The organism is Aminobacter sp. DSM 101952 (genome assembly GCF_001424795.1).
Taxonomy (GTDB): Bacteria; Pseudomonadota; Alphaproteobacteria; order Rhizobiales; family Rhizobiaceae; genus Aminobacter; species Aminobacter aganoensis.
Map to the genome: position 1 here is coordinate 264,163 of NZ_LMCL01000030.1, position 24,898 is coordinate 289,060.

A 24,898-nucleotide genomic window follows, 5' to 3' on the forward strand; every position below is an offset into this window, starting at 1 on the left:
GCGGTTTCGGCCAAACGGAACGACTGGACGTAAGTACGCATGGCCCTTGTCCACAACCGGTTTGAAGACCAGACCATCCGCATGTCGGAGGCGACTGCAGGCGATTTCTTCGCCCTGCTGAAGCCACGCGTCATGTCGCTGGTCGTCTTCACGGCATTTGTCGGCATGGTTGCCGCGCCCGTCACCATCAACCCGTTCCTGGCGGTGGTGGCGATCCTCGCGATCGCCATCGGCGCCGGCGCCTCGGGTGCGCTCAACATGTGGTACGACGCGGATATCGACGCCGTCATGACGCGCACCGTCAACCGGCCGGTCCCGGCCGGCAAAGTGACGCCGCACGAGGCGCTGACCTTCGGCCTGGTGCTGTCGGTCCTGTCGGTGATGACGCTGGGCGTCCTCGTCAACTGGCTGTCGGCAGCACTGCTCGCCTTCACCATCTTCTTCTACGCCGTCGTCTACACGATGTGGCTCAAGCGCTGGACGCCTCAGAACATCGTCATCGGTGGCGCGGCCGGTGCGCTGCCGCCGATGATCGGCTGGGCTGCCGTGACGGGCTCGGTGAGCTTCGAGAGCGTCGTGCTCTTCCTCATCACCTTCTTGTGGACGCCGCCGCACTTCTGGGCGCTGGCCCTGTTCAAGTCGCAGGACTATGAGCGTGCCGGCATCCCGATGATGCCCAACGTCGCCGGCGAGGCTTCGACCCGCCGCCAGATCTTCGCCTATTCGCTTCTGCTCGCGCCTGTCGGCGTGGCGCCATGGCTGCTCGGCTACACCACCATCGGCTACGGCGTCGTTTCGCTCGCCCTCGGCATCGGCTTCGTCTGGTATGCCTGGAAGGTGCTGCGCATGCCCGACAGCGACCGGGTGATGAAGCCGGCCAAGGCGCTGTTCGGCTATTCGCTGCTTTACCTGTTCGTGATCTTTGCGGCCTATCTGGCCGACAGCGTTGTCGAGCGTGTCTTCGCGCTTGGAGGTGCATGATGTCTGACGATCACCTGGTGACGCTCACCGACAAGCAGAAGAAGGCACGCCGCAGCCGCAATATCGCCATCGGTCTGGCGCTGGCGGCACTCGTCATCATCTTCTATCTCGCCACCATCGCGAAGTTCGGCCCGGCCATCCTGGACCGGCCGCTATGAGTGACAGCATGCCCAACGAAACGCAGGCCGCCGACGCCAAGAAGCAGCGCTCCAACCGCATGGTTGCCGGCATGTGCATCGCCTTTGTGGGCGGCATGGTCGGCATGGCCTATGCGGCGGTTCCGCTCTACGCCATGTTCTGCCAGATCACCGGCTATGGCGGCACGACGCAGCGCGTCGAGCAGTATTCTGACAAGATCCTGGATCGCACGATCACCGTCCGCTTCGACGCCAATACGTCCGGCGGGCTGCCCTGGGATTTCAAGCCGGTGGCGCGCGACGTCCAGATCAAGATCGGCGAGACGACGCAGATCCAGTACGTGGCCAAGAACATCTTCGACACGCCGACGCAGGGCCGCGCGACGTTCAACGTCACGCCCGATCTCGCCGGCGCCTACTTCAACAAGGTCGAATGCTTCTGCTTCACCGACACCACGCTGAAGCCGGGCGAGACGCTCGACATGCCGGTCGTCTTCTTCGTCGATCCGGAAATCGTCAATGTCCCTGAACTCAAGGACATCAAGACGATCACCTTGTCTTATACCTTTTTCCCGATTGAGGGGGAAAAGCCCGTAGCTGCCGCGCCCAAGGCCGACGGCGAAACCAAAACTATCAATTTCGACGGAAAAGCGGGGGGCTGATATGGCAGACGCACACGCCAAACATCACGATTACCACATCATCGATCCAAGCCCGTGGCCGTTCCTCGGCTCGCTGGGCGCCCTCATCATGGCGTTCGGCGGCGTCGCCTGGATGCAGCACTTGAAGGGCGCCGAGTTCCCGATCTTCGGCTACAACGTCGCGAACGCCAATTACTGGATCTTCGCGATCGGCCTGCTGGTCGTGCTCTACACGATGTTCGGCTGGTGGTCGGATACCATCAAGGAAGGCAACGAAGGGCATCACACGCGCGTCGTGTCGCTGCACCTGCGCTACGGCATGATCATGTTCATCGCCTCCGAGGTGATGTTCTTCGTCGCCTGGTTCTGGGCCTTCTTCGATGCCAGCCTGTTCCCGGGCGAGGCCACGCAGGTCATGCGCACGGAGTTCACCGGCGGCGTGTGGCCGCCCAAGGGCATCGAGATCCTCGATCCTTTCCATCTGCCCCTCTACAACACCATCATCCTGCTGCTGTCGGGTACGGCGGTGACCTGGGCGCATCACGCTTTGCTGCACGATGACCGCAAGGGCCTCGTCAACGGCCTCGCGCTCACCGTCGGGCTTGGTGTCCTGTTCTCGTTCGTTCAGGCCTACGAGTACATCCACGCTCCGTTCGCGTTCAAGGATTCGATCTACGGCGCGACCTTCTTCATGGCGACGGGCTTCCACGGCTTCCACGTCATCATCGGCACGATCTTCCTGCTGGTGTGCCTGTTCCGTGCGATGGCCGGCGGCTTCACGTCGAAGCAGCATTTCGGCTTCGAGGCGGCCGCCTGGTACTGGCACTTCGTCGACGTGGTGTGGCTGTTCCTGTTCACCGCGATCTACATCTGGGGTTCGGTCGGCGGCACCATCGCTGTCCACTAAGTCCGGGACGTTTCGAGCAAGGCGGTCGCGGCAACGCGGCCGCCTTCTCTTTTTGGGCGCTTTCTTGCGTCAAGCATCCGGGATGCTGACCGGTCGCTTCGCTCTTCCTTTTCTTGCCCTGTTCGCGTCCGCGTCGATGGCCCGTGCCGAGGCCGTCGACCTGGTGCGGGTCGACAAGTCGGAGCGGCGGCTGGAGCTGCTCTCCGGCGACAAGGTCGTGCGCAGCTATGCGGTAGCGCTGGGTGCAAACCCGGTCGGCCACAAGCGCCAGGAAGGCGACGAGCGCACGCCGGAGGGGCGCTACGTGCTCGACTGGCGCAACCCCGAAAGCGCCTTCACCAAGTCGATCCACATCTCCTATCCCGACGCCAACGACAAGGCTGCGGCAAAGAGGGCAGGTGTCGATCCCGGCGGAATGATTATGATCCACGGTCAGTCAAAAGGTTTCGGCTGGTGGTCCTGGCTGATGCAGATGTTCGACTGGACGAATGGCTGTATCGCCGTTACCGACGAGGACATGGCGGAGATCTGGAAGATGGTCGAAAACGGCACTCCCATCGAGATAAATCCATGAGTGAAGACAAGGCGATCTGGCCGCCGGTCGAGCCCGTGGCGGCGGGTCTCAAGGGGCGCTGCCCGCGTTGCGGCGAAGGCAGGCTGTTTTCGGGCTTCCTGACCGTCGCCAAGCAATGCGGCGTATGCCGCCTCGACTATTCCTTTGCCGATGCCGGGGACGGTCCCGCTGTCTTCGTCATCCTGATCATCGGTTTCGTCGTCGTCGGTCTGGCGCTCTGGATGGAGGTGACGCTGTCGCCGCCGCTGTGGCTGCATCTGCTCTTGTGGATACCGCTGACGCTCGTGCTCAGCCTCGGCTCGCTTCGCTTGATCAAGGGCGTGCTGATCACCCTGCAATACCGCAACAAGGCTGCCGAAGGGCGTTTGGACAAGGGCCAATGATCGAACAGAATACCTTGCCTGCACCGGCGCGCCGCTCCGGCCGCGTTCTGATGCTCGTGCTCGGCACGATCGCCTTTGCGCTGCTGATCGGGCTCGGCAGCTGGCAGGTCGAGCGCCTGAACTGGAAAGAGGGGCTGATCGCCCAGATCAACGAGCGCACGCAGATGCAGCCGCTGCGGCTGGCTGAAATGGAAGTGAAGTACCGTGCCACCGGCGATGTCGACTATTGGCCGGTGACGCTTTCGGGAACCTTCGAGCACACCGGCGAACGGCATTTCCTCGCCACCTGGGAAGGCCAGTCCGGCTTCTACGTCTATACCCCGCTCAAGCTGGACGACGGCCGCTTCGTCATGGTGAACCGCGGCTTCGTTCCCTATGATTTCAAGGATGCGGCCAAGCGGCCGGTGGGCCAGGTCACCGGCCCCGTCAGCATCACCGGCCTGGCGCGCAATCCGCTGGCGGGCAAGCCAGGCTCGCTGGTGCCGGACAACGACCTGGCAAAGAACGTCTTCTACTGGAAGGACCTCGGCGTCATGGCGGCGACTGCGGGCCTGCCGGCGGATGCGGCCGTGGTGCCGTTCTTCGTCGATGCCGACAAGACGCCGAACCCGGGCGGCCTTCCGGTGGGCGGCGTCACCATGGTCGATATGCCGAACAACCACCTGCAATATGCGGTCACCTGGTACGGCTTGGCGGCGGCACTGCTGGGCGTCATGGGCTTCTGGTTGCTGCGGCGGCCGGAAAGCAAATGACAGCACCTGCCGGCCTTGACAGCACAGGGTCGCAGACATCATTTCGGCACGGAACGAAGAACCGGATCACATGCTCCAGACCTCTGCCAAACCGCCCCTGACCATCAGGCTCTGCCAGCCGCGCGGCTTTTGCGCCGGCGTCGACCGCGCCATCCAGATCGTCGTGCTGGCGCTCAAGAAATACGGCGCGCCCGTCTATGTGCGCCACGAGATCGTGCACAATCGCTACGTCGTCGAGGGGTTGCAGAACCTGGGTGCCGTTTTCATCGAGGAACTGAGCGAAATCCCCGACGAGCATCACGATGCGCCTGTCGTGTTCTCCGCCCATGGCGTGCCGAAGTCGGTGCCGGCGGATGCCGTGGCGCGCAACCTGTTCTATCTCGATGCGACCTGTCCGCTGGTCTCCAAGGTGCACAAGCAGGCGATGCGCCACCAGCGCAAGGGACGCCACGTGCTGCTGATCGGCCATGCCGGGCACCCGGAGGTGATCGGCACCATGGGCCAGCTGGACGATGGCGCGGTCACGCTGATCGAAACCGAGGCCGACGTCCGCAACTTCACGCCTGCCGATCCTGAGGCGCTCGGCTTCGTCACCCAGACGACTCTGTCGGTGGAAGACACCGCGGGCATCCTGAAGGCGCTGCAGGAGAAGTTCCCGGCCTTGCAGGCGCCCGCCGCCGAATCGATCTGCTACGCCACGACCAACCGCCAGGATGCGGTCAAGGAAACGGCGCCGGGCGCCGATCTCTATCTCGTCGTCGGCGCGCCCAATTCGTCCAATTCGCGCCGCCTCGTCGAAGTCGCCGAGCGGGCAGGGGCCAGGATGTCGCTGCTGGTCCAGCGCGCGTCGGAGATCCCGTGGAACGACATCGGCGGCATCGCTACGCTGGGCCTGTCGGCGGGCGCTTCGGCACCGGAGATCATCGTCGACGAGATCATCAACGCCTTCCGCGAGCGCTTCGAGGTGAACGTGGAACTTGCCATCACGGCGACCGAGACGGAGGACTTCCCTGTGATGCGGGTATTGCGCGACGTCGAGCTGACGCCGGCCGACATGGCCTTTGTCAACGGTAACGGCTGATGGCTGTCTATACCGATGTCGGCGAGGGCGAACTCGAGGCGTTCCTGCGCAACTATCCGGTCGGCGACCTGCTGTCCTACAAGGGCATCGCCGAGGGGACCGAGAACACCAACTTCCTGCTGCACACGACGACAGGCTCCTACATCCTGACGCTCTACGAAAAGCGCGTCGAGAAGTCCGACCTGCCGTTCTTCCTCGGCCTGATGCAGCACCTCGCCCACAAGGGCATTTCCTGCCCGCTGCCGGTGGACGGCAAGGACGGCAACGTCATCGGCACGCTGGCCGGCCGTCCCGCCGTCATCATCACCTTCCTGGAAGGCATGTGGCTGCGCCGGCCCCAGGTCGTGCATTGCCGCGAGGTCGGCCGGGCGCTGGCCGAACTGCATGTCGCCGGCAAGGATTTTGCGATGACGCGGCCGAACGCGCTCGCCATCGACGGCTGGCGCAAGCTCTGGGACGCCGCGCACCCGCGCGCCGACGAGGTCGAGCCGGGCCTTGCCAAAGAGGTCGATGCCGACTTTGCCGAGTTCGAGAAGAACTGGCCGAAGGATCTGCCCTCCGGCGTCATCCACGCCGACCTGTTTCCCGACAACGTTTTTTTCCTCGGTGACAGGCTGTCGGGCCTGATCGACTTCTATTTCGCCTGCAACGACCTCTACGCCTACGATCTCGCCACCTGCCTCAACGCCTGGTGCTTCGAGAAGGATTTTTCCTTCAACCTGACCAAGGGCACGGCGCTGCTGGACGGCTACCAGAGCGTCCGGCCGCTGAGCGAGGACGAGAAGGCGGCGCTGCCCATCCTGGCGCGCGGCTCGGCCCTGCGCTTCATGCTGACCAGGCTGTATGACTGGCTGACGGTGCCGGATGGCGGGCTGGTGATGAAGCGCGATCCTTCGGAATACATACGCCGTATGCGCTTCCACAGGACGATCAAGTCCGCCCAGGAATACGGACTGAAATGAAGCAAGTTGAAATTTTCACCGATGGCGCCTGCTCGGGCAATCCGGGTCCGGGCGGTTGGGGCGCGATCATGCGCTACAAGGCCAAGGTCAAGGAGCTGTCGGGCGGCGAGGCCGAGACCACCAACAACCGCATGGAGCTGCTGGCTGCCATCTCCGCGCTGAACTCCCTCAAGGAGCCGTGCGAGATCGACCTGCACACCGACAGCAAATACGTCATGGACGGGATCTCGAAGTGGATCCACGGCTGGAAGAAGAACGGCTGGAAGACCGCCGACAAGAAGCCGGTCAAGAACGGCGAGCTGTGGCAGGCGCTGGACGAGGCCAACAGGCGCCACAAGGTGACCTGGCACTGGGTCAAGGGCCATGCCGGCCATCCCGAGAACGAACGCGCCGACGAACTGGCACGCGAGGGCATGGCGCCGTTCAAGAACGGCCGCAGAGTTTAGGCTTGGACTTCTGCCATGCCTGAGTGGGGCGCGCCGCCTGAAGGCAGCGCGCCATTTTCATGTCACAGCTGTTCGAGAATGCGGGCCGCGCCCGAATCGACCGCCTGGCCGGGCGTGCCTTCGAGGTTGAGCTGGGCGACCTTGCCGTCTTCGACGATCATCGAATAGCGCTTCGAGCGCAGGCCCATGCCGGCTGCCGACAGATCCAAGTCGAGGCCGATCGCGCGGGCGAAATCGCCGCTGCCGTCGGCGAGGAACTGCACCTTGCCTTCGCCACCGCTGAACCGCGCCCAGGCGCCCATGACATGCACGTCGTTGACCGAGACCACCGCGATGGTGTCGACGCCGCGCGCGACGATGGCGTCATGGTTCTCGACGTAGCCGGGCAGGTGATTGTTGCTGCAGGTGGGCGTGAAGGCACCTGGCACCGCAAACAGCACGACCTTCTTGCCGGCGAAGATTTCTTCGGTGGTGAGATTCCTGGCGCCGTCGGCGGTCATCGTCTTGAAGGTGGCGCTGGGCAGCTTGTCGCCGATCGAAATGGTCATGTCGGTCCTCGTGGCAATGTGATTGAAGTCGGGTAGACCCCAGGGATCCACTAGCGCAGATGCTTCGGATATCCAATGGCCGGCGGTTCGCCGAGGGGTTCAGGGGTAGGCGAGGTATCCTTCCACCGCACCGCCGGAACTGGTCAGGGTGTAGGGGATACCCTTCCCGGCGGGCTTTGTCGCAGGCCGGTCGATCACCTTGAGCGAGAAGGTGAGCTTGCCTGCTTGCTCATGCCGCTCTGGCGTGCCGAACTGGTAGCCGTCAACGCCGGCAAGGAATAGATCGATGCCTTCGGGGTCGCCGGGCGCGATTGCCTCGATCGAGATTGTTTCGCCCTGAGCGGGCGACAGGGTGGCGCCGAAATCGGGCTGGGCGCCCGACGGGAGCGCGGCAAGTGCTGCCGTCACCAGCGCGGCATCGCCGGCATTGGCGGGATCTGCGGCAGGGTCGATCTCCAGTCGCGCCTGTACCGGCACGCAGATGGTCTCGCAGATGCCGAGAAACACGTCGGCCTTGATTGCTGTCGGCTCGCCCGGTGCCGGGACGGTGAAGTTGACCGGCAGACGGACCGGGAAGTCGTAGCCGGCCCATTTGGCGTAGCCGTCGTCGTGGCGCTGGGGGGCGGGATACGAGATCTCGGCTCCCGAGACATTGCTGCTGGCCGACAGGTCGATCTGCGGCGGCACGCCGGAATTGCCGGGGTCGCGCCAATAGGTTTTCCAGCCGGGCTTGAGCTCGATGTCGAGCACGCCCTGGAGCTTGCCCGAGGCGTCGGGCTGACCGGTCGTCACCAGCCGGAACCGGCCGCCGTCGGTCTCGAACCAGGCGGACGACGATGCATGGGCGGGGCCAGCGGCCAGAGAAACGGTGCCGAGGCAGAGGGCGAGCGGGAGCGTGAATTTCATGGCGGTGATTTGATAGCCTCCGTCGGTCCGCGCAACATGCCTTTGGGTCACGTCGCCATCATATTTGCGTGACGCCGTGGGCCAAAGGTGAGCGCGTAGTCCCCTTGAGCCATCTTTCAAGACAGCGGGAAACGCGTTACCCTTGGCTATGGACCTCTTACGCCAGAAAAAAGGCGCATCGCAGCGCGGTTTTCTCGATGACCAGTTCCTCATTGCCATGCCCGGCATGAAGGACGACAGGTTCTCGCGCGCCGTCATCTACATCTGCGCCCATAGCGACGAGGGCGCCATGGGCCTGATCATCAACCAGGTCCAGCCGCTGCTCTTTCCCGATCTCCTGGTCCAGCTTGGCATTCTCGACGAACAGGAGGCGATCCGGCTGCCGATGAAGGCCAAGGACTTCATCGTCCGCAATGGCGGGCCGGTCGACCGCAGCCGTGGCTTCGTGCTGCACAGCGACGACTACAAGGTCGAGTCCTCGCTGCCGGTCTCGGACGAGATCTGCCTGACGGCAACCGTCGATATCCTGCGCGCGATATCCGCAGGCCGCGGGCCGCGCCATGCGCTGATGGCGCTTGGCTATTCAGGCTGGGGTGCGGGCCAGCTCGAAAGCGAGATCGCCGAGAATGGCTGGCTGACCTGCCCGGCGACGTCGGAGCTTTTGTTCGACGCCGACATCGACCGCAAATATGACCGCATCCTGGCGACGCTCGGCATCGACTTGGCGCGATTGAGCACGGCAGCCGGTCACGCCTGAGCGAGCGGGTACTGTTCCTTCAGCATCTTGAGCGCCTGGTCGCCCGGTATCGGCGCGCCGAACATGAAGCTCTGCACATATTCGCAGCCCATCTGGCGCAGCTCCAGCGCGTCGCTTTCGTCGGAGATGCCTTCGGCGACGACCGACAGCCCCAGTTCGTGAGCCATGTTGACCATCGACTTGATCAGCACCGCGCGCTTGGGCGAGGTGTCGTCGACGAAGCTCTTATCGATCTTGATGGTGTCGAAGGGGAAGCGGGTCAGGTAGGCGAGGGATGAGTAGCCGGTGCCGAAATCGTCGAGCGACAGGCCGATGCCAAGCTGCTTCAGCTTGGTCAGCACGTGGTTGGTCTGCTCGGGATTGTCCATGACCAGCGATTCGGTGAGTTCGAGGCGGAAGCAGCGCGGCTTGAGGTTGGCCCGCGCGATGACCGACCGGACGTCGCTGACGAGGTCGCGGCGGATCAGCTGACGGCTCGACAGGTTGACCGAGACGGAGAGCGGGGCGTCGTTGATCTGCTTCTGCCAGTCGGCGAGGTCGTCGGCCGCGCGCTGCATGGCAAACAGGCCAAGCTGGACGATCAGGCCGCAGCTCTCGGCCACCGGAATGAAGTCGCCCGGCGGGATCATGCCGCGGCGCGGGTGGTCCCACCTGAGCAATGCCTCGAAGCCGGCGACGGTGCCATCCTCGAGCCGCACGATCGGCTGGTAGGCTAGCGTGAACTCCTTGCGCTCGATGGCGCGGCGGAGATCCGATTCGAGCTGCAGGCGGTCGGTGCCGACGGTGCGGAAGGCCGGGCGGAACGGTTCGATGCGGTCGCCGCCGAAGCGCTTGGCCTGGTGCATGGCAAGCTCGGCGTCCTTGACCATGTCCTCGGCCGAGGCCTGGGCGGTGGTCCAGGTGATCAGGCCGACGGAGGCGGTGAGCACGATCTCGCGCTTGGCGAAGGTGATCGGTGCCTTGATCGCCTGCTTGATGGCGTCGGCGACGGCGGCGATGCGGGTGGGGTCCTGCTCCGACAGCAGCATCAGGGCGAACTGGTCGCCGGCGAAGCGCGACAGCGAGTCCTTCGGCTTGAGCAGGCGGTGCAGGCGCCGCGCGATGGTCAGCAGGATCGTGTCGCCGGCGGAGATGCCGAGGCCGTCATTGACCAGCTTGAAGCGGTCGATGTCGATGACGAAGACCGACGGCCGCACCTTTTCCTCGGTGCGGGCGATAGAGATGATCGCCTCGAGCCGGTTCATGTACAGTTCGCGATTGGGTAGGCCGGTCAGGTTGTCGTGCACGGCGTCGTGCAGGAGCCGCTCTTCCGATTTTTTCTGCTCGGTGACGTCGACCATCGTGCCGACGCAGCGGATCACTTCGCCATCGGAGCCGATCACCGGCCGCGCCCTGAGCGAGAACCAGTGATAGTGGCCGTCGGCGCCACGCAGGCGGAAACTTTGCGACACCCGGCCCCGGCGGTGCTCCAGCACGACGTCGAGCGTCGTCCGGAACGTGTCGCGGTCGTCGGAATGCAGCACGGGCAGCCAGTTGCGCGCGGCGCCGCCAAGGCTGTTGGGTGCCAGGCCCAGCTGGATCGATACGTCGGGGCGGGTGACGACGCGGTCGCGCAGCACGTCCCAGTCCCAGACGATGTCGCCGGAGCCCGAAATCGCCAGGGCCTGCCGCTCCATGTCGCTGAACAGGCCCTGATGCGCCCCGCCGCCGGCGAAGGCATGCTGCATGACGGTGAAGCCGATGAGCAGGATGATGAGGATCAGGCCGCCGCCGAGGGCGGGCTGGACGATGTCGTTGTCGAGCACGCCGGTGATCGCCATCCATGAGCCGCTCAGCCAGATCAGGACCATCGCCCAACTGGGAACCAGCATGATGGCACGGTCGTAGCCGCGGATGCTGAGATAGACGATCAGCCCGAGGCCGGTCAGCGCGGTCGCGGCGAAGGAAATGCGCGCGATGCCGGCGGCGACGGCGGGATCGATGATGGCGACGCCGGCGATCAGCAGCAGGCCGATGATCCAGACGAAGGCGCCGTAGCTGAAATGGCCATGCCAGCGGTTGAGGTTAAGATAGGCGAACAGGAAGACGACGAAGGTTCCAGCCAGCGCCACCTCGGTTCCCGCCCGCCATATCTGCTCGTTGCCGGGCGAGACCTCGATGACCTTGTTGAGGAAGCCGAAATCGACGCAGATGTAGGCGAGCACCGCCCAGGCGAGTGCGGCGGTCGCCGGGAACATCGAGGTTCCCTTGACGACGAACAGGATGGTCAGGAACAGCGCCAGCAGGCCGGCGATGCCGATGACGATGCCGCGGAACAGCGTGTAGGAATTGACCGTGTCCTTGTAGGCCTCCGGTTCCCACAGATAGACCTGCGGCAGCTTGGGCGAGGCGAGTTCGGCGATGAAGGTCACCACCGAGTTCGGGTTGAGCGTGACCAGGAACACGTCGGCGTCGGGGCTGGCCTGGCGGTCAAGCGCAAAGCCCTCGCTCGGCGTGATGGCGGCGATGCGGCTCGAGCCGAGGTCGGGCCAGAACACGCCGGAGCCGACAAGCCGGAAATGCGGCGCGACGATCAGGCGGTCGATGACCTGGTCGGTGGTGTTGGCAAGCGCGAAGACCGCCCAGTCGCCGGACGAGCGCTTGTCGTTGGCCTCGACCTCGATGCGGCGCACGATGCCGTCGAGGCCTGGTGCTGTCGAAACCTGGAAGTTCTCGCCCTGATTCCGGTAGATTTCGACGGCGCCCGAGAGGTTGAGCGCGACGTCGTCGCGGGAGATCTTGATCGGTTCCACGGCGAGTGCCTGCGATACCGCGCAGACACTGGCGATCATGGAAACGACGAGCGCAAACAAGGGCGCCAGCAGGAAATGCTTCGACAAGTTCAGGCCTTCATGGTGACAGCTTGCGGGTCGTCCGCGATCAGTGCGTAGAGATAGTGGTCGTGCCATTCGCCGTTGATCCTGAGATAGGATCGCAAAAGTCCTTCGCGCCGGAATCCGGCTTTTTCAAGCACGCGGACAGAGCGCGCATTGTCGGGGATACAGGCAGCCTCGATCCGGTGCAACCGGAGCGTATCGAAAGCATGCCGGACCACAAGCCTGACGGCATCGACCATGAAGCCCTGGCCGGCGTAGCGCTCGCCGATCCAGTAGCCGATATGCCCGGTCTGGGCGACGCCGTAGCGAATGTTGCCGAGCGTGATGCCGCCGACGAGCTTGCCGCTCGAATTTTCGTAGATGAAGAAGGCGAGCGCCGTGCCCTGGATGAATTCGTCCTTGTAGCGCGAGAGGCGGACGCGCCAGGCCGAGCGATCCAACTCGTCGGGTGCCCAGCGCGGCTCCCAGGGCTCCAGGAACGAACGGCTTTCAGCCCTGAGCGCCACCCACTCGTGGTAGTCGCGCCAGGTCGGCAGCCGCAGGCTGACGCGTTCGCCCTTCAGAGCCGGGGTGTCGCGGCGAAAGAGCGAGAACGACAACATGCGAGTTTAGGCTGGTTAGACGGCGAGCTTGCGCGCAGTCGCCTGTGCACCCGGCAGCGCGTCGAGGATCGATTCGTAGGGCGCGAGCGTTCCGACCGGTCCAACCGCCGTGATCGTCGGTCGGGTGGAGAACAGGCGGGCCGACAGGTCGGTCAGGCGCTCGACGGTGAGGGCCGACAGCCGCTCCATCAGCTCTTCCTTGGCGATCGGGCGACCGAACAGCAGAAGCTGGCGGGCAATCTGCGACGCGCGGCTGGAGCAGCTCTCGGCCGACATGATCAGGCCGGCGCGGTACTGGGCGCGGGCACGGTCGAGTTCTTCCAGCAGGATGCTGTCGCCGGCCTTCTGCAACTCGCCGATGATGACGGGCAGCAGTTCGGCGATGTCGCTCTGACCGGTCGCGGCGTGGACGCCGAAGATGCCGGTGTCGGAGAAGCCCCAGTGGAAGGCATAGACCGAGTAGCAAAGGCCGCGCTTTTCGCGCACTTCCTGGAACAGGCGTGACGACATGCCGCCGCCGAGGATCATCGACAGCACCTGCGAGGCGTAGAAGTCGCGGACATGATAGGCGCGGCCCTCGAAGCCGAGCACGATCTGCGCGTCCATCAGGTCGCGGTCTTCGCGGAAGTCGCCGCCGACATACTGCGCGTATTGCGGAATGGCGCTTTCGGCCTTGGAGCGGAAATTGCCGAGCCGCTTTTCGACGTGGCGGACGAATTCGTCATGCTTGACGTCGCCGGCAGCCACCACGACCATGCGTTCGGCGCCATATTGGCGCTGCATGAAGTCGTGAAGCTGGGCCGAGGTGAAGGACTGCACCGTCTCGGGCGTGCCGAGGATCGAGCGGCCGATCGTCTGGTGGCGAAACGCGGTTTCGGTGAAGCGGTCGAAGACGATGTCGTCCGGCGTGTCGTGCGCGGCGCCGATCTCCTGCAGGATGACATGCTGTTCGCGCTCGAGTTCGTCAGGATCGAATTCGGAATCCTGGAGGATGTCGGACAGGATGTCGACCGCCAGCGGCACGTCGTCGGCCAGCACGCGGGCATAGAAGGACGTCGTCTCGACCGAGGTGGCGGCGTTGATTTCGCCGCCGACATTTTCGATCTGCGAGGCGATCTGGAAGGCGGTGCGGTTCTTGGTGCCCTTGAACGCCATGTGCTCGAGCAGGTGAGCCATGCCGTGCTCGTCGTCGCGCTCGTTGCGCGCGCCCGACTTGACCCAGGTACCGAGAGCTACAGTCTCTACGCTTGGAAGTGTTTCAGTGGCCACTGTCAGGCCGTTCGACAGACGGCTTACCTCAACACTCATATTAAGCGTACTCCCTAACCCGCCGCTCGTGTGCGGCGGCTAATGTAATCTTCCACCATTTTTATCTCTGATGGAAGTACCGTGAACTTTTCCTTACGTTCCATCAGCCCCGACAGCCATTTTGGCAGGGCGGGCTCGATGCCGCAGGCGGCATTCACCGCGGCCGGGAATTTTGCCGGGTGGGCGGTGGCCAGCACCACCATTGGAACGTCGCTCCCGGGAAGCCCCGAGGCGACGTGGAAAGCGGTTGCGGTGTGCGGATCGAGCAGGTAGCCGCTGGCTTCGAGCGTCGTGCGGATGGTCGCGGCCGTCTCGTCCATGCTGGCGCGGCCGGCGCCGAATTCGCCGCGGATGCCGGCCAGAGCCTTTGCCTCGATGGTGAAGGCGCCGGATTGCTTGAGGCTTGCCATGTAGCGCCGGACGACTGCCGGGTCGCGGTCGGAGGCCTCGAACAGCAGCCGTTCGAAGTTCGACGACACCTGGATGTCCATCGACGGCGAGGTCGTGGCGACCACGCCGGTCTGGCGGTACTCGCCGCTCTGCAGCGTGCGGGCGAGGATGTCGTTGTCGTTGGTCGCGATCACCAGCTGGTCGATCGGCAGGCCCATGCGCTTGGCGGCGTAGCCGGCGAAGATGTCGCCGAAATTGCCTGTCGGCACGGTGAAGGACACCGGACGGTCGGGCGCGCCGAGCGAGATGGCCGAGGAGAAGTAGTAGACAATCTGGGCCATGATGCGGGCCCAGTTGATCGAGTTCACGCCCGACAGCTGCACCCGGTCGCGGAAGCCGTGGTCGTTGAACATGTCCTTCACCAGGCCCTGGCAGTCGTCGAAGTTTCCTTCGATCGACAGGGCGTGCACGTTGGCGGCCGTGGAGGTCGTCATCTGGCGCTGCTGCACCGGCGAGACGCGGCCATGCGGGAACAGGATGAAGATGTCGGTCCGCTCGCGCCCGGCAAAGGCCTCGATGGCGGCGCCGCCGGTGTCGCCGGAGGTGGCGCCGACGATGGTCGCGTGCTGGCCGCGTTCGGCGAGCACATGGTCCATCAGGCGTGCCAGCAGTTGCATGGCGACGTCCTTGAAGGCGAGCGTCGGGCCGTGGAACAGCTCTAGCACGAAGCTGTTGGCGCCGGTCTGGACCAGCGGGCAGACGGCGTCGTGCCGGAAGGTGGAATAGGCCTCGCGCACCAGGCGCTCGAAGACGTCCTGCTTGATCTCGCCGCCGAGGAATGGCGTCAGGATGCGGATTGCCAGGTCGGCATAGCCGAGACCGCGCATGGCGCGGATTTCGGCAGCGCTGAAGGTGGGCCATGTCGCCGGGAGATAGAGGCCGCCGTCGCGGGCCAGGCCAGCCAGAACTGCATCGGAAAATCCAAGCGTGGGCGCTTCCCCACGGGTACTCACATAGTGCATATCTATCCGTTCCAACGCGCAGCGACCTGCCGGTGATCGGCGGGACGGGGAAAACTGCGCTCCATCAGTCGCATTTTTGCCGCGCGGTTGATATAGAACGACTGCTTTGCGAGAGGGAAGTGCAGTTCATGGTGTTTCGTTTGATCGACGGCCGTTTTCTGACGGCTTTGGCGACCGCAGGCTTTATGCTCGCCGTCACGGGCTGCCAATCGGGCGGCAGCGGCGGCTTTTTCAGCCCTCCCGCCCCGAAGGACCCCAAGGAGATTGCCGCCGAGGAAGGCAAGATCCTGGCCAGCGAGCTGCTTGCTTACTGCCCGAATGTCACGCTTCGCGACGGCACGGCCTTCTTCAACAGCTACGCCAAGGGCGGCCAGGATGACGCGACCAAGCTGGTCCACCAGTCGGCGATCACCGACGTCACCCGCAGCTGCACGCGCGCCGACGGCCAGATGACGATCAAGGTCGGCGTTGCCGGCAAGGTCGTGGTCGGCCCGGCCGGCGGTGCCGGCACGGTCAACATGCCGATCCGCATCGCCGTGATCCGCGGCGAGGAGGTGCTCTATTCGCAGCTCCACAAGAACGTGGTGCAGGTGTCCGATCCGTCCACCGCGACCCAGTTCGTCTTCACCGACGCCAATGTCGTGATCCCGGTTCCGACCGCGCGCGACATCCAGATCTATGCGGGCTTCGACGAGGGGCCGGCCAAGAAGAAGCCCCAGTAAGGCAAGGCCTCCAGGGCAGCGTCTTCAGGCATCAAGCGCCGGCGTTTCGCCGGCGCTTTTGCGTTCAGGCGTGCTCGGACCACATGCTGAGTGCGGCGAGCACGCCGCCGAGGTCGGCCCAGCGCCGAATCACCGTCTCGGCGCCTGCCTCGGTCAGCATGTCGGCATGGCCGGGATAGCTGTGCGCGCCGCCGGTGAAGCCGATGACGCGCATGCCGGCCGCGGCAGCGGCGGAGATGCCGTGCACCGAATCCTCGATGACGAAGGTCTTGGCCGGATCGGCGCCGTAGGTGCTTGCGGCGTGCAGGAAGACATCCGGCGCCGGCTTCGGCTTCTTGCTCGGCGTTTCCAGCGCCGAGAAGATGCGGCCCTTGAACAGCGGCAGGATGCGCGTGCGTTCGAGCATCATCTCGATGCGCTCGGTGGTCGAGTTGGAGCAGATGCAGCGCGGCGCGGTCACCGCGGCGACCGCCTCGTGCACGCCGTCGATGGCGCGCACGTCGTTCTTGAGGCGCCGGTCGACCAGTTCCTCGGCCTGGCTGATGAGCGAGGCCTGGAAGGGGATGGCCGCCTTCTCCTCGATCTTCAGCATGATGTCCTTGAAGGTCAGGCCGGCATAGCTCTCGGCGATCTCCTCGGCGGTGATTTCGAAGCCGGCTGCGGTCAGCAGTTCCGCTTCGATGCGCGCGGCGATGATTTCGGAATCGACGAGCACGCCGTCGCAATCGAATATCACTAGTTCTGGCTGGGTCATGACGGTCCGGGAAACTGGGGCGGCGCCGGGGCGCAGGCCGAAAAGCTCAAGGCGCGGCGATTACACCATTCTGCGCCGAACCGCAAATTGCCGGGGCCGCTTCACCAATTGTTTACGCTGATCGGTAACCATAACGGTGAGTAAACAGTAACGCGTCATCCCGGGTATCAGAATGTCAGCAGTGCGTCCTCTCGACCAGCTTTCCCGCACTCCCCAACAGTCGGAATGGCTCGACACCATCATCAAGGGTGATTGCGTGGCGGCGCTCGACAAGCTGCCGGCCAACTCCGTCGACATCATCTTTGCCGACCCGCCCTACAACCTGCAGCTCGACGGCGACCTGCATCGCCCCGACCAGTCGAAGGTCGACGCGGTCGACGACCATTGGGACCAGTTCGAGAGCTTCGCCGCCTATGACGCCTTCACCCGCGCCTGGCTGCTTGCCGCCCGCCGCGTGCTGAAGCCGAACGGCACAATCTGGGTCATCGGCTCGTATCACAACATTTTCCGCGTCGGCGCGACGATGCAGGACCTCGGCTTCTGGATCCTGAACGACGTCGTCTGGCGCAAGACCAACCCGATGCCGAATTTCCGCGGACGCCGTTTCCAGAACGCGCATGAAACGATGATCTGGGCCTCGCGCGACCAGAAGGGCAAGAACTACACCTTCAACTACGATGCGATGAAGGCGTCGAACGACGACGTCCAGATGCGCTCGGACTGGCTGTTTCCGATCTGCACCGGCGGCGAGCGCCTGAAGGACGAGGCCGGCAACAAGCTGCATCCGACGCAGAAGCCGGAGGCGCTGCTGGCCCGCATCATGATGGCCTCGACCAAGCCCGGCGACGTGGTCCTCGACCCGTTCTTCGGCTCGGGCACGACGGGTGCCGTGGCCAAGCGCCTCGGCCGCCACTTCGTCGGCATCGAACGCGAGCAGGCCTATATCGACGCCGCCAACGAGCGCATCGCTTCGGTGCGTCCGCTCGAAGGCCCGGCACTCACCGTGCTCACCGGCAAGCGCGCCGAGCCGCGGGTCGCTTTCGGCAGCCTGCTCGACATGGGCCTGCTGGCGCCCGGCGCCACGCTGTACGATGCCAAGAAGCGCTGGGCGGCCAAGGTTCGTGCCGACGGCACGCTGGCGATCGGTGACACCGCCGGCTCGATCCACCGCGTCGGTGCGTCGGTCCAAGGGCTCGACGCCTGCAACGGCTGGACCTTCTGGCACTACGAACGCGCCGGCGGCCTGACCCAGATCGACGAGTTGCGCCGCATCGTCCGCGTCGGCATGGAAAAGGCGGGAGCCTGATCGATCAGTCTCGCGCCGGACAAACCGGCGCGCAGGCTTCATCGACACCCCGTTCTGGACCTTCAGAGCCCGGTTCGGGCCTGCGATAAGAATTGAATTCCGGCAGCCAATCTAGCCAGTCCGGATTCGTCGATCGGCCGGTTTCCAGTCACCGTCCGATCCCGAGACGCTCGAGGTCCGCCTCGAGCGTTTTCGCATTTGTGAACAGCACTGCCTGCCAGCCGGCCTCGATGGCGGCGTTCACGTTCTTCTGGCTGTCGTCGATGAACAGCGAAGCTTTCGGGTCGAGGCCGAAGGTCGCGACATGCAGATCGTAGATGCGGCGGTCGGGCTTGATCAGGCCGACGTCGCCCGACACGGTCACGCCGCGCGGCGTTTCGAGGAACGGGAAACGGCCGCGTGCTTCGCGGAAGGTGTCCGAGGCCCAGTTGGTCAGCATGGTGACGTCGTGGCCGGCGGCGACGAGGCTCTCCATCAAGGCAACGCTGTCCTCGTAGTGGTGCGGCACCATTTCGTGCCAGTTCTGGCGGAAGGCGCGGATGTTGTTTTCGTGCTCGGGGAAATCGGCGACCAGCAGCGCCTCGGCTTCTTCCCAGGTCCGGCCGCGATCCTGCTCGATGTTCCATTCGCTGGTGCAGACATTGTCGAAGAACCAGCGGCGCTGGGCGGCGTCGGGGATGATGCTGCTGAAGGGGATGTCCGGGTCGTAGTGGATCAGCACCTTGCCGATGTCGTAGACGATGTGGCGGATCTCGCTCATGGCTCCCCTAGCGTGTTCGTTTAGTTGCGCCCGGTATGGCAGCTTCGATGACTTTTTTCATGACGGTTGGCAAGGCTTCGCCATTGAGCGCGGCCGCGGCCGACCAGAAGTGCCCCTGGGGTGGCGCGCTTGGCGGCACCTCGGCGCGATAGACTTCGAGGTCGAGCGAAAAATGGGTGAAGACATGGGCGATGCTGCCGGCACGCCGCCAACTGGCGGGGAAGGGGGCACTGGCGGCGCCTGTCGCGCCGTCGATCCGCGAGGTCCAGCCCGTCGTCGGCACCTCGGTCATGCCGCCCAGAAGGCCCTTGCCTGGCCGTTTGCGCAACAGCACCGAACCGTCCGGCGTGACGGCGACGAAGGCCGCGCCCCGCCGCATCGGCTTTTCCGCCTTGGCCGGCTTGACCGGGTAAAGCTCGGGGTCGCCATGGGCAACGGCGCTGCAGTCGTCGCGTAGCGGGCACAGCATGCAGCGCGGCCGGCGCGGCGTGCAGATGGTGGCGCCGAGGTCCATCATCGCCTGGGCGAAGTCGCCGGGCCTCGCGGCGGCGAGCATGCGCTCGACATGCGCACGGATTTCCACCTTGGCCTGGGGCAGGGGCGTTGCGATCGAAAACAGCCGGGTGACCACGCGCTCGACATTGCCGTCGACGACCGCCGCCGGCCGGCCGAACGCGATCGAAGCGATCGCCGCCGCCGTATAGGGGCCGATGCCGGGCAGTTCGCGCAGGCCGTTCTCGCTGTCGGGGAAGCGTCCGCCCGGCAGTTGCACCACCTGTTCGGCGCAGGCCTTGAGGTTCCGGGCGCGCGAGTAGTAGCCGAGCCCGGCCCAGGCCTTCATCACGTCCTCGGCTTCGGCGTCCGCCAGAGACCGGACGGTGGGCCATTTCTCGAGGAAGGCGCGGAAATAGGGCTTCACCGCCTCGACGGTGGTCTGCTGGAGCATGATCTCCGACAGCCAGACGCGGTAGGGATCCGGGCGGATGCCCCGCTTCAGGTCTGCGGGGGGCGTGCGCCAGGGCAACTCGCGATGGTGAACGTCGTACCATGCGAGCAGCAGTTCAGCGATCCTGCCGTCGACATCGGCGGCGTGCTTGCGGCTATCGGTCGGGGATGCCATTGATGGTCTGGACTGCCTTCGGCGTTGCGTGTCGACAGGGGTATTCTGGAGAACGACATGGCAGGGAAAAGGTGGACGGGCAATCCCGTCCCGGTCAGCGATCTGGCGAGCGCCATCCTCGATCCCGTCTTGCGTAAGCGCACCGGCATCTCGGTCGGGCTCGTCCAGTCTTGGGAAGAGATCGTCGGCCCCCGCCTTGCCCACAACACCCGGCCTGAAAAGATCCAGTGGCCGCGGCGCATGCATGAGGACGATCCGTTCGAACCGGCGGTGCTGATCGTCGCCTGCTCGGGGCCGGCAGCGCTGCATCTCCAGCACGAGACCGGCGAGATCATCGGCCGGGTCAATTCCTATCTCGGCTTCAACGCCATAGGCCGCATCCGCATCGTCCAGAAACCGGTTTCGGGAGCGGCAACCAGACCGAGGCCGCGGCTTCGCAAGCTGACCGACGCCGAGCAGGGCAAGCTGTCGGGCGCGGTGCGCCTGATCGAGGACGAGGGCCTGAAGGCATCGCTCGAGAAGCTTGGCGCCAGCATACTGGGCAGCCGAAAGTAGAACTGGCTGTCTTTCTCGCGCATTCGTGATCGAAAGTGCGGCAAATCGCGATTGGTTTGGGGACAGCCATGCCTTAATTCGCGCCAACTCTCGCTTTCACGTAACCGCACATTGCAAAATCCAACCATCGTCAGGTGATTCGTATGCTTCGTTCGATTTCTCGCAGGACCGCACTTACCGGGATCGCAGCCGTTTCGGCCGCGGCGCTGCTTTCAGCTTGCAGCGACTCCGGCGAGCAGGCCAACGCGGCAACGCCCAAGCCTGCCGAGCCGGCAACGCCGACCGCCACCCCGGCCGCTCCTGCGACGCCTGTCCAGGCGGTGAAGGCGCCCGAGGCGCAGGGCACGGTCGACATGGCCAAGCTGCTCGAAGCCGGCAGCCTGCCCGACATGGTGCTCGGCAAGGCGGACGCGCCGGTGACCATCGTCGAATACGCCTCGATGACCTGCCCGCACTGCGCCAGCTTCCACGAGAAGACGCTGCCGACGATCAAGACCAACTACATCGATACCGGCAAGGTGCGCCTGATCTACCGCGAGTTCCCCTTCGACCCGCTGGCCGAGGCAGGCTTCATGCTTGCGCGCTGCTCGAAGGATAACTACTTCCCGATGGTCGACGTGCTGTTCAAGCAGCAGTCGAACTGGGCGGCATCGCAGAACCCGAAGGACGCGCTGCTGCAGATTTCCAAGCTCGCCGGCTTTTCACAGGAGTCGTTCGAGGCCTGCTTGACTGACCAGAAGCTTCTGGACGATATCAGGGCGGTACGTGCCCGCGGCGAGAAGGATTTCAAGGTCGACTCCACGCCGACCTTCTTCATCAACGGGAATGTCTACAAAGGGGCTTTGTCCATTGAGGAAATGTCGGCGGTCATCGACGGCATGCTCTGACAGTTTGGTAGCGCCGGAGCCACGCGGCTTCGGCGTACCCTTCCGTGCGGAACGGCGCGCATGAAGTTTTCGCGCCTCCGCCTTCTCGGTTTCAAGTCCTTCGTGGAACCGGGCGAGTTCGTCATCGAACGCGGCCTCACCGGCATCGTCGGGCCGAATGGCTGCGGCAAATCCAACCTGGTCGAAGCGTTGCGCTGGGTGATGGGCGAAAGCTCATACAAGAACATGCGCGCGTCCGGCATGGACGACGTCATCTTCTCCGGTTCGGGCACCCGGCCGGCGCGCAACACAGCCGAAGTCACGCTGTTCCTCGACAACAGCGACCGCACCGCACCAGCTTCCTTCAATGACGCCGACGAGTTGCAGGTGTCGCGCCGCATCGAGCGCGAGGCCGGCTCCGTCTACCGCATCAACGGCAAGGAAGCGCGCGCCAAGGACGTGCAGCTTCTGTTCGCCGACCAGTCGACGGGCGCACGCTCGCCGTCGATGGTGGGGCAGGGGCGCATCGGCGAACTGATCCAGGCCAAGCCGCAGGCGCGTCGTGCCTTGCTCGAAGAAGCGGCCGGCATCTCCGGCCTGCACACCCGTCGCCATGAGGCGGAATTGCGCCTGCGCGCCGCCGAGCAGAACCTCGAACGCCTCGACGACGTCGTCGGCGAACTCGAAAGCCAGATCGAAAGCCTGAAGCGCCAGGCGCGCCAGGCCTCGCGCTTCAAGAACCTGTCCGCCGACATCCGCAAGGCCGAAGCCACGCTGCTGCACCTGCGCTGGACGCTGGCCAAGACCCAGGAGGGCGAGGCGCAGTCGGCACTGGCGACAGCGACGTCGCTCGTCGGCGACCGCGCGGCCGCCCAGATGGCCGCTGCGAGGGACCAGGCCGTCGGCGCCCACAAATTGCCGGAGATGCGCGATGCCGCTGCGGCGGCGGCAGCGACCTTCCAGCGGCTTTCCATCGCTCGGTCCCAGCTCGAGGAAGAAGCCGGGCGCATCAACTCGCGCCAGAGCGAGCTCGACCGGCGGCTGCAGCAGCTCGACGCCGACATTGCCCGCGAGCAGCGCATGATCGGCGACAACGCCGCGATCCTGTCGCGTCTCGACGCAGAGGAAAGGTCGCTCAACGACGAGAACGCAGGCGCCACCGACCGCGAGACGGCGACGCGCGCTGCCTTCGAGGAGGCGATGGCAACGCTGGCGCTGACCGAGGCCGAATTGGGCAGGGTGACCGCCGAACGCGCCGACGCGGCTGCCGGGCGCACCCAGGCCGAGCGTGCCATGCGCGACGCCGCCGAGCGCCGCGACCGCTTCGCCCGCCAGCTTGCCGAGCTCGACCGCGAGGCCGGCGAGATTGGCGCCCGCATCTCGGCACTGGCCGATCCCGCGGAAAAGCAGATGCTGGCCGAAGCGGCGCAGGAGGCCCTGGAAGAGGCCGAGTTTGCAGCGACCGAAGCCGAACGTGCGGTCACCGAGGCGCGGCAGGCCGAAGCTGCGTCGCGCGCGCCGCTGCAGGAGGCCAAGGCCGAACTGGCGCGCATCGAGACCGAAGCGCGCACGCTGGCCAAGATCATCAACGCTGCCTCGGGCGACCTTTTCCCGGCGGTTCTCGAACAGATCGGCGTCGAACGCGGTTTCGAGACGGCGCTGGGTGCTGCCTTGGGCGACGACCTCGAAGCCGCGCTCGACCGCGCAGCCCCCGTCCACTGGGGCGATGCGGAACCTGCGCCGGGCGATCCCAGGCTGCCCGCCGGCGCGCGCAGCCTCGCCGAAGTCGTCCGCGCCCCGCGCCAGCTGGCACGGCGCCTCGCACAGGTCGGCGTGGTCGATGCCGCTGACGGCCCGAAGCTCCAGGCGCTGTTGTCGCCGGGCCAGCGGCTTGTCAGCCGTGAAGGCGCGCTGTGGCGCTGGGACGGGCTGACAGCCAGCGCCGACGCCCCGACGGCGGCAGCGCAGCGTCTGGCGCAGAAGAATCGGCTGGCCGAACTCGATGCCGAGGCCGTCGCCGCGACGCTGGCCGTGCGCAAGTCGGAAGAAGCGCTGGCACGCGCCGAGGCCGCCGTGCGCGAAAGCACCGAGGCCGAGCGGCAGGCGCGCCAAGCATGGCGCGAAGCGCAGCACCAGGTGGGCGCCGCCCGCGATGCACTGGCCCAGGCCGAAAAGGCTGCGGGCGAATTGACCAGCCGCCGTGCGGCGCTCGAAGAAGCCCGGACGCGTGTCGCCGATGCGCATGAAGAGGCGCAGGAGACCTATGTCGAGGCCGAGGACCTGCTCGGCTCGGCACCTGACCTCGCCGACCTGCAGATGCGCCTCGAACAGCTTTCAGGCGCTGTCGCGCGTGACCGTTCGGCGGTGGCCGACGCGCGCGCCGTGCATGACGGGCTCAGCCGCGAGGCCGAGGCGAGGGCGCGCCGGCTGGCCGCGATCGCCGCCGAGCGCCAGAGCTGGGTGCTGCGTGCCGAAAGTGCTGCCGAGCAGATCGAAGCGCTCGCCGAGCGACGCGAGGAAGCCGCTGCCGAACGCGAAACGCTGGCCGAAGCGCCGGACGAACTCGACGCCCGCCGCCGCGCGCTGATGTCGGAACTCAGCCGCGCCGAGGTCCTGCGCAAGGAAGTCTCGGATCGCCTGCAGGAAGCCGAGACCGCACAGGCAGTTCTCGACAAGGCCGCGACCGCCGCGATCCAGGGCCTTGCCGAGGCCCGGGAGTCCCGTGCGCGCGCCGAGGAACGCCTGACAGCCGCCGACGAACGTCGCCGCGAGGTCGAGGCGCGCATCCAGGAAGTGCTGGCCACGCCGCCTCATCTTGTCCTTCGCCACACCGGTCTCGAAGCCGACAGCCCGATGCCGGACCCGGTCGAGGTCGAACGCACGCTGGAGCGCCTCAAGATCGAGCGCGAGCGGCTTGGTGCTGTCAATCTGCGGGCCGAGGAAGAGCAGAAGGAACTGTCCGAGCGGCTGGAGGCGATCGTCTCCGAGCGCGAGGACATCATCGAGGCGATCCGCAAGCTGCGCCAGGGCATCCAGGGCCTGAACCGGGAAGGGCGCGAGCGCCTGCTGGCCGCCTTTGATCTCGTCAACGGCCACTTCAAGCGCCTGTTCACCCACCTGTTCGGCGGCGGCACGGCGGAGCTTCAGCTCATCGAGTCGGAAGACCCGCTCGAAGCCGGCCTCGAAATCCTGGCCCGTCCGCCCGGCAAGAAGCCGCAGACCATGACGCTGTTGTCCGGCGGCGAGCAGGCGTTGACGGCCATGGCGCTGATCTTCGCGGTGTTCCTGACCAATCCGGCGCCGATCTGCGTGCTCGACGAGGTCGACGCACCGCTCGACGACCACAATGTCGAGCGCTTCTGCAACCTGATGGACGAGATGGCGGCATCGACCGAAACGCGTTTCGTCGTCATCACCCACAATCCGATCACCATGGCGCGCATGAACCGCCTGTTCGGCGTCACCATGGCCGAGCAGGGTGTCAGCCAGCTCGTCTCGGTCGACCTCCAGGCCGCCGAGGCCCTGCGCGAGGCGAGCTGATC

The 24,898-nt window shown here is 65.4% G+C and carries 25 protein-coding genes; 16 read left to right on the plus strand and 9 right to left on the minus strand.

All coding sequences use genetic code 11. From position 1 onward, the window contains the following. The first annotated feature begins 39 nt into the window (after positions 1–39). From ASC75_RS17760 to rnhA, 10 genes are all read left to right on the plus strand, one after another. On the plus strand, positions 40–981 hold the full coding sequence (locus tag ASC75_RS17760) for a heme o synthase (protein WP_055978307.1): 942 nt from the start codon (positions 40–42) through the stop codon (positions 979–981). Further along, positions 981–1,139 carry a hypothetical protein gene (locus ASC75_RS26485; protein ID WP_055978450.1) on the plus strand — a complete coding sequence of 53 codons (159 nt, stop codon included), beginning with the start codon at positions 981–983 and terminating at the stop codon, positions 1,137–1,139. Before ASC75_RS17760 ends, ASC75_RS26485 begins: the two co-directional genes overlap by 1 nt. A gap of 8 nt (positions 1,140–1,147) precedes the next feature. Further along, positions 1,148–1,780 (plus strand): cytochrome c oxidase assembly protein, encoded by a 633-nt coding sequence (locus ASC75_RS17770; RefSeq protein ID WP_055978451.1) that lies wholly within the window; start codon positions 1,148–1,150, stop codon positions 1,778–1,780. Between the two features lies 1 nt (position 1,781). Next, on the plus strand, positions 1,782–2,666 hold the full coding sequence (locus ASC75_RS17775; RefSeq protein ID WP_055978308.1) for a cytochrome c oxidase subunit 3: 885 nt from the start codon (positions 1,782–1,784) through the stop codon (positions 2,664–2,666). 136 nt (positions 2,667–2,802) lie between these two features. Then, positions 2,803–3,240, plus strand: coding sequence for a L,D-transpeptidase family protein (locus tag ASC75_RS17780; RefSeq protein ID WP_244487866.1), 438 nt, complete (start codon positions 2,803–2,805; stop codon positions 3,238–3,240). Further along, a complete protein-coding gene (locus tag ASC75_RS17785; protein ID WP_055978310.1) occupies positions 3,237–3,623 on the plus strand; it encodes a DUF983 domain-containing protein in 387 nt (128 codons plus the stop codon). The genes ASC75_RS17780 and ASC75_RS17785 overlap by 4 nt, the downstream gene beginning before the upstream one ends. Further along, the gene (locus ASC75_RS17790) at positions 3,620–4,375 is read left to right on the plus strand and encodes an SURF1 family protein (RefSeq protein WP_055978311.1); all 756 of its coding nucleotides are present in this window, start codon (positions 3,620–3,622) and stop codon (positions 4,373–4,375) included. The genes ASC75_RS17785 and ASC75_RS17790 overlap by 4 nt, the downstream gene beginning before the upstream one ends. A gap of 70 nt (positions 4,376–4,445) precedes the next feature. Then, complete coding sequence (gene ispH / locus ASC75_RS17795) at positions 4,446–5,456, plus strand: 4-hydroxy-3-methylbut-2-enyl diphosphate reductase (protein ID WP_055978312.1); 1,011 nt, start codon at positions 4,446–4,448, stop codon at positions 5,454–5,456. Further along, positions 5,456–6,418, plus strand: coding sequence for a homoserine kinase (locus ASC75_RS17800; protein WP_055978313.1), 963 nt, complete (start codon positions 5,456–5,458; stop codon positions 6,416–6,418). The genes ispH and ASC75_RS17800 overlap by 1 nt, the downstream gene beginning before the upstream one ends. Continuing rightward, entirely contained in the window at positions 6,415–6,864 is a 450-nt protein-coding gene (gene rnhA / locus ASC75_RS17805) for a ribonuclease HI (RefSeq protein ID WP_055978314.1), read from the plus strand. Before ASC75_RS17800 ends, rnhA begins: the two co-directional genes overlap by 4 nt. A gap of 62 nt (positions 6,865–6,926) precedes the next feature. On the opposite strand, the gene ASC75_RS17810 is transcribed toward rnhA, so the two are convergent. Together ASC75_RS17810 and ASC75_RS17815 are read right to left on the minus strand one after the other, a co-directional pair. After that, positions 6,927–7,412: a peroxiredoxin gene (locus ASC75_RS17810; protein WP_055978315.1), complete on the minus strand. Its 486-nt coding sequence runs from the start codon at positions 7,410–7,412 to the stop codon at positions 6,927–6,929. Positions 7,413–7,511: 99 nt separating this feature from the next. After that, on the minus strand, positions 7,512–8,318 hold the full coding sequence (locus tag ASC75_RS17815; protein WP_156381307.1) for a protein-disulfide reductase DsbD domain-containing protein: 807 nt from the start codon (positions 8,316–8,318) through the stop codon (positions 7,512–7,514). Between the two features lie 148 nt (positions 8,319–8,466). Here ASC75_RS17815 and ASC75_RS17820 point away from each other — a divergent pair, with 148 nt between their 5' ends. Continuing rightward, entirely contained in the window at positions 8,467–9,075 is a 609-nt protein-coding gene (locus tag ASC75_RS17820; RefSeq protein ID WP_055978316.1) for a YqgE/AlgH family protein, read from the plus strand. Here the strand turns inward: ASC75_RS17820 and ASC75_RS17825 are convergent. From ASC75_RS17825 to thrC, 4 genes are read right to left on the minus strand one after another with little or no spacing between them, the layout of a single operon-like run. Then, the gene (locus tag ASC75_RS17825) at positions 9,066–11,906 is read right to left on the minus strand and encodes an EAL domain-containing protein (protein WP_055978453.1); all 2,841 of its coding nucleotides are present in this window, start codon (positions 11,904–11,906) and stop codon (positions 9,066–9,068) included. The genes ASC75_RS17820 and ASC75_RS17825 overlap by 10 nt on opposite strands. Before the next feature lie 50 nt (positions 11,907–11,956). Beyond that, positions 11,957–12,553, minus strand: a complete 597-nt coding sequence (locus ASC75_RS17830; protein WP_055978317.1) for a GNAT family protein — start codon at positions 12,551–12,553, stop codon at positions 11,957–11,959. A gap of 15 nt (positions 12,554–12,568) precedes the next feature. Next, entirely contained in the window at positions 12,569–13,861 is a 1,293-nt protein-coding gene (locus tag ASC75_RS17835) for a pitrilysin family protein (protein WP_055978318.1), read from the minus strand. A 14-nt stretch (positions 13,862–13,875) separates the two neighbouring features. Next, entirely contained in the window at positions 13,876–15,273 is a 1,398-nt protein-coding gene (thrC, locus tag ASC75_RS17840; protein WP_055978319.1) for a threonine synthase, read from the minus strand. 128 nt (positions 15,274–15,401) lie between these two features. Here thrC and ASC75_RS17845 point away from each other — a divergent pair, with 128 nt between their 5' ends. Continuing rightward, complete coding sequence (locus ASC75_RS17845) at positions 15,402–15,995, plus strand: hypothetical protein (protein ID WP_055978454.1); 594 nt, start codon at positions 15,402–15,404, stop codon at positions 15,993–15,995. A 64-nt stretch (positions 15,996–16,059) separates the two neighbouring features. On the opposite strand, the gene ASC75_RS17850 is transcribed toward ASC75_RS17845, so the two are convergent. Beyond that, positions 16,060–16,749, minus strand: a complete 690-nt coding sequence (locus ASC75_RS17850; RefSeq protein WP_055978320.1) for an HAD family hydrolase — start codon at positions 16,747–16,749, stop codon at positions 16,060–16,062. Between the two features lie 172 nt (positions 16,750–16,921). Here ASC75_RS17850 and ASC75_RS17855 point away from each other — a divergent pair, with 172 nt between their 5' ends. Continuing rightward, positions 16,922–18,055, plus strand: coding sequence for a site-specific DNA-methyltransferase (locus ASC75_RS17855; protein WP_055978321.1), 1,134 nt, complete (start codon positions 16,922–16,924; stop codon positions 18,053–18,055). A 148-nt stretch (positions 18,056–18,203) separates the two neighbouring features. Here ASC75_RS17855 and ASC75_RS17860 read toward each other — a convergent pair whose 3' ends face one another. Together ASC75_RS17860 and mutY are read right to left on the minus strand one after the other, a co-directional pair. Next, positions 18,204–18,815 carry an HAD family phosphatase gene (locus ASC75_RS17860; protein WP_055978322.1) on the minus strand — a complete coding sequence of 204 codons (612 nt, stop codon included), beginning with the start codon at positions 18,813–18,815 and terminating at the stop codon, positions 18,204–18,206. A gap of 7 nt (positions 18,816–18,822) precedes the next feature. Continuing rightward, entirely contained in the window at positions 18,823–19,935 is a 1,113-nt protein-coding gene (gene mutY / locus ASC75_RS17865) for an A/G-specific adenine glycosylase (protein ID WP_055978323.1), read from the minus strand. Positions 19,936–19,992: 57 nt separating this feature from the next. Between mutY and ASC75_RS17870 the strand changes: the two genes are divergently transcribed. The 3 genes from ASC75_RS17870 (at position 19,993) to smc (ending at position 24,896) form a co-directional block, all read left to right on the plus strand. Then, on the plus strand, positions 19,993–20,490 hold the full coding sequence (locus tag ASC75_RS17870; protein ID WP_055978324.1) for a DUF721 domain-containing protein: 498 nt from the start codon (positions 19,993–19,995) through the stop codon (positions 20,488–20,490). Between the two features lie 143 nt (positions 20,491–20,633). Next, positions 20,634–21,377, plus strand: a complete 744-nt coding sequence (locus ASC75_RS17875) for a DsbA family protein (RefSeq protein ID WP_055978325.1) — start codon at positions 20,634–20,636, stop codon at positions 21,375–21,377. 60 nt (positions 21,378–21,437) lie between these two features. Beyond that, on the plus strand, positions 21,438–24,896 hold the full coding sequence (gene smc / locus ASC75_RS17880) for a chromosome segregation protein SMC (protein WP_055978326.1): 3,459 nt from the start codon (positions 21,438–21,440) through the stop codon (positions 24,894–24,896). Positions 24,897–24,898 lie beyond the last annotated feature (2 nt).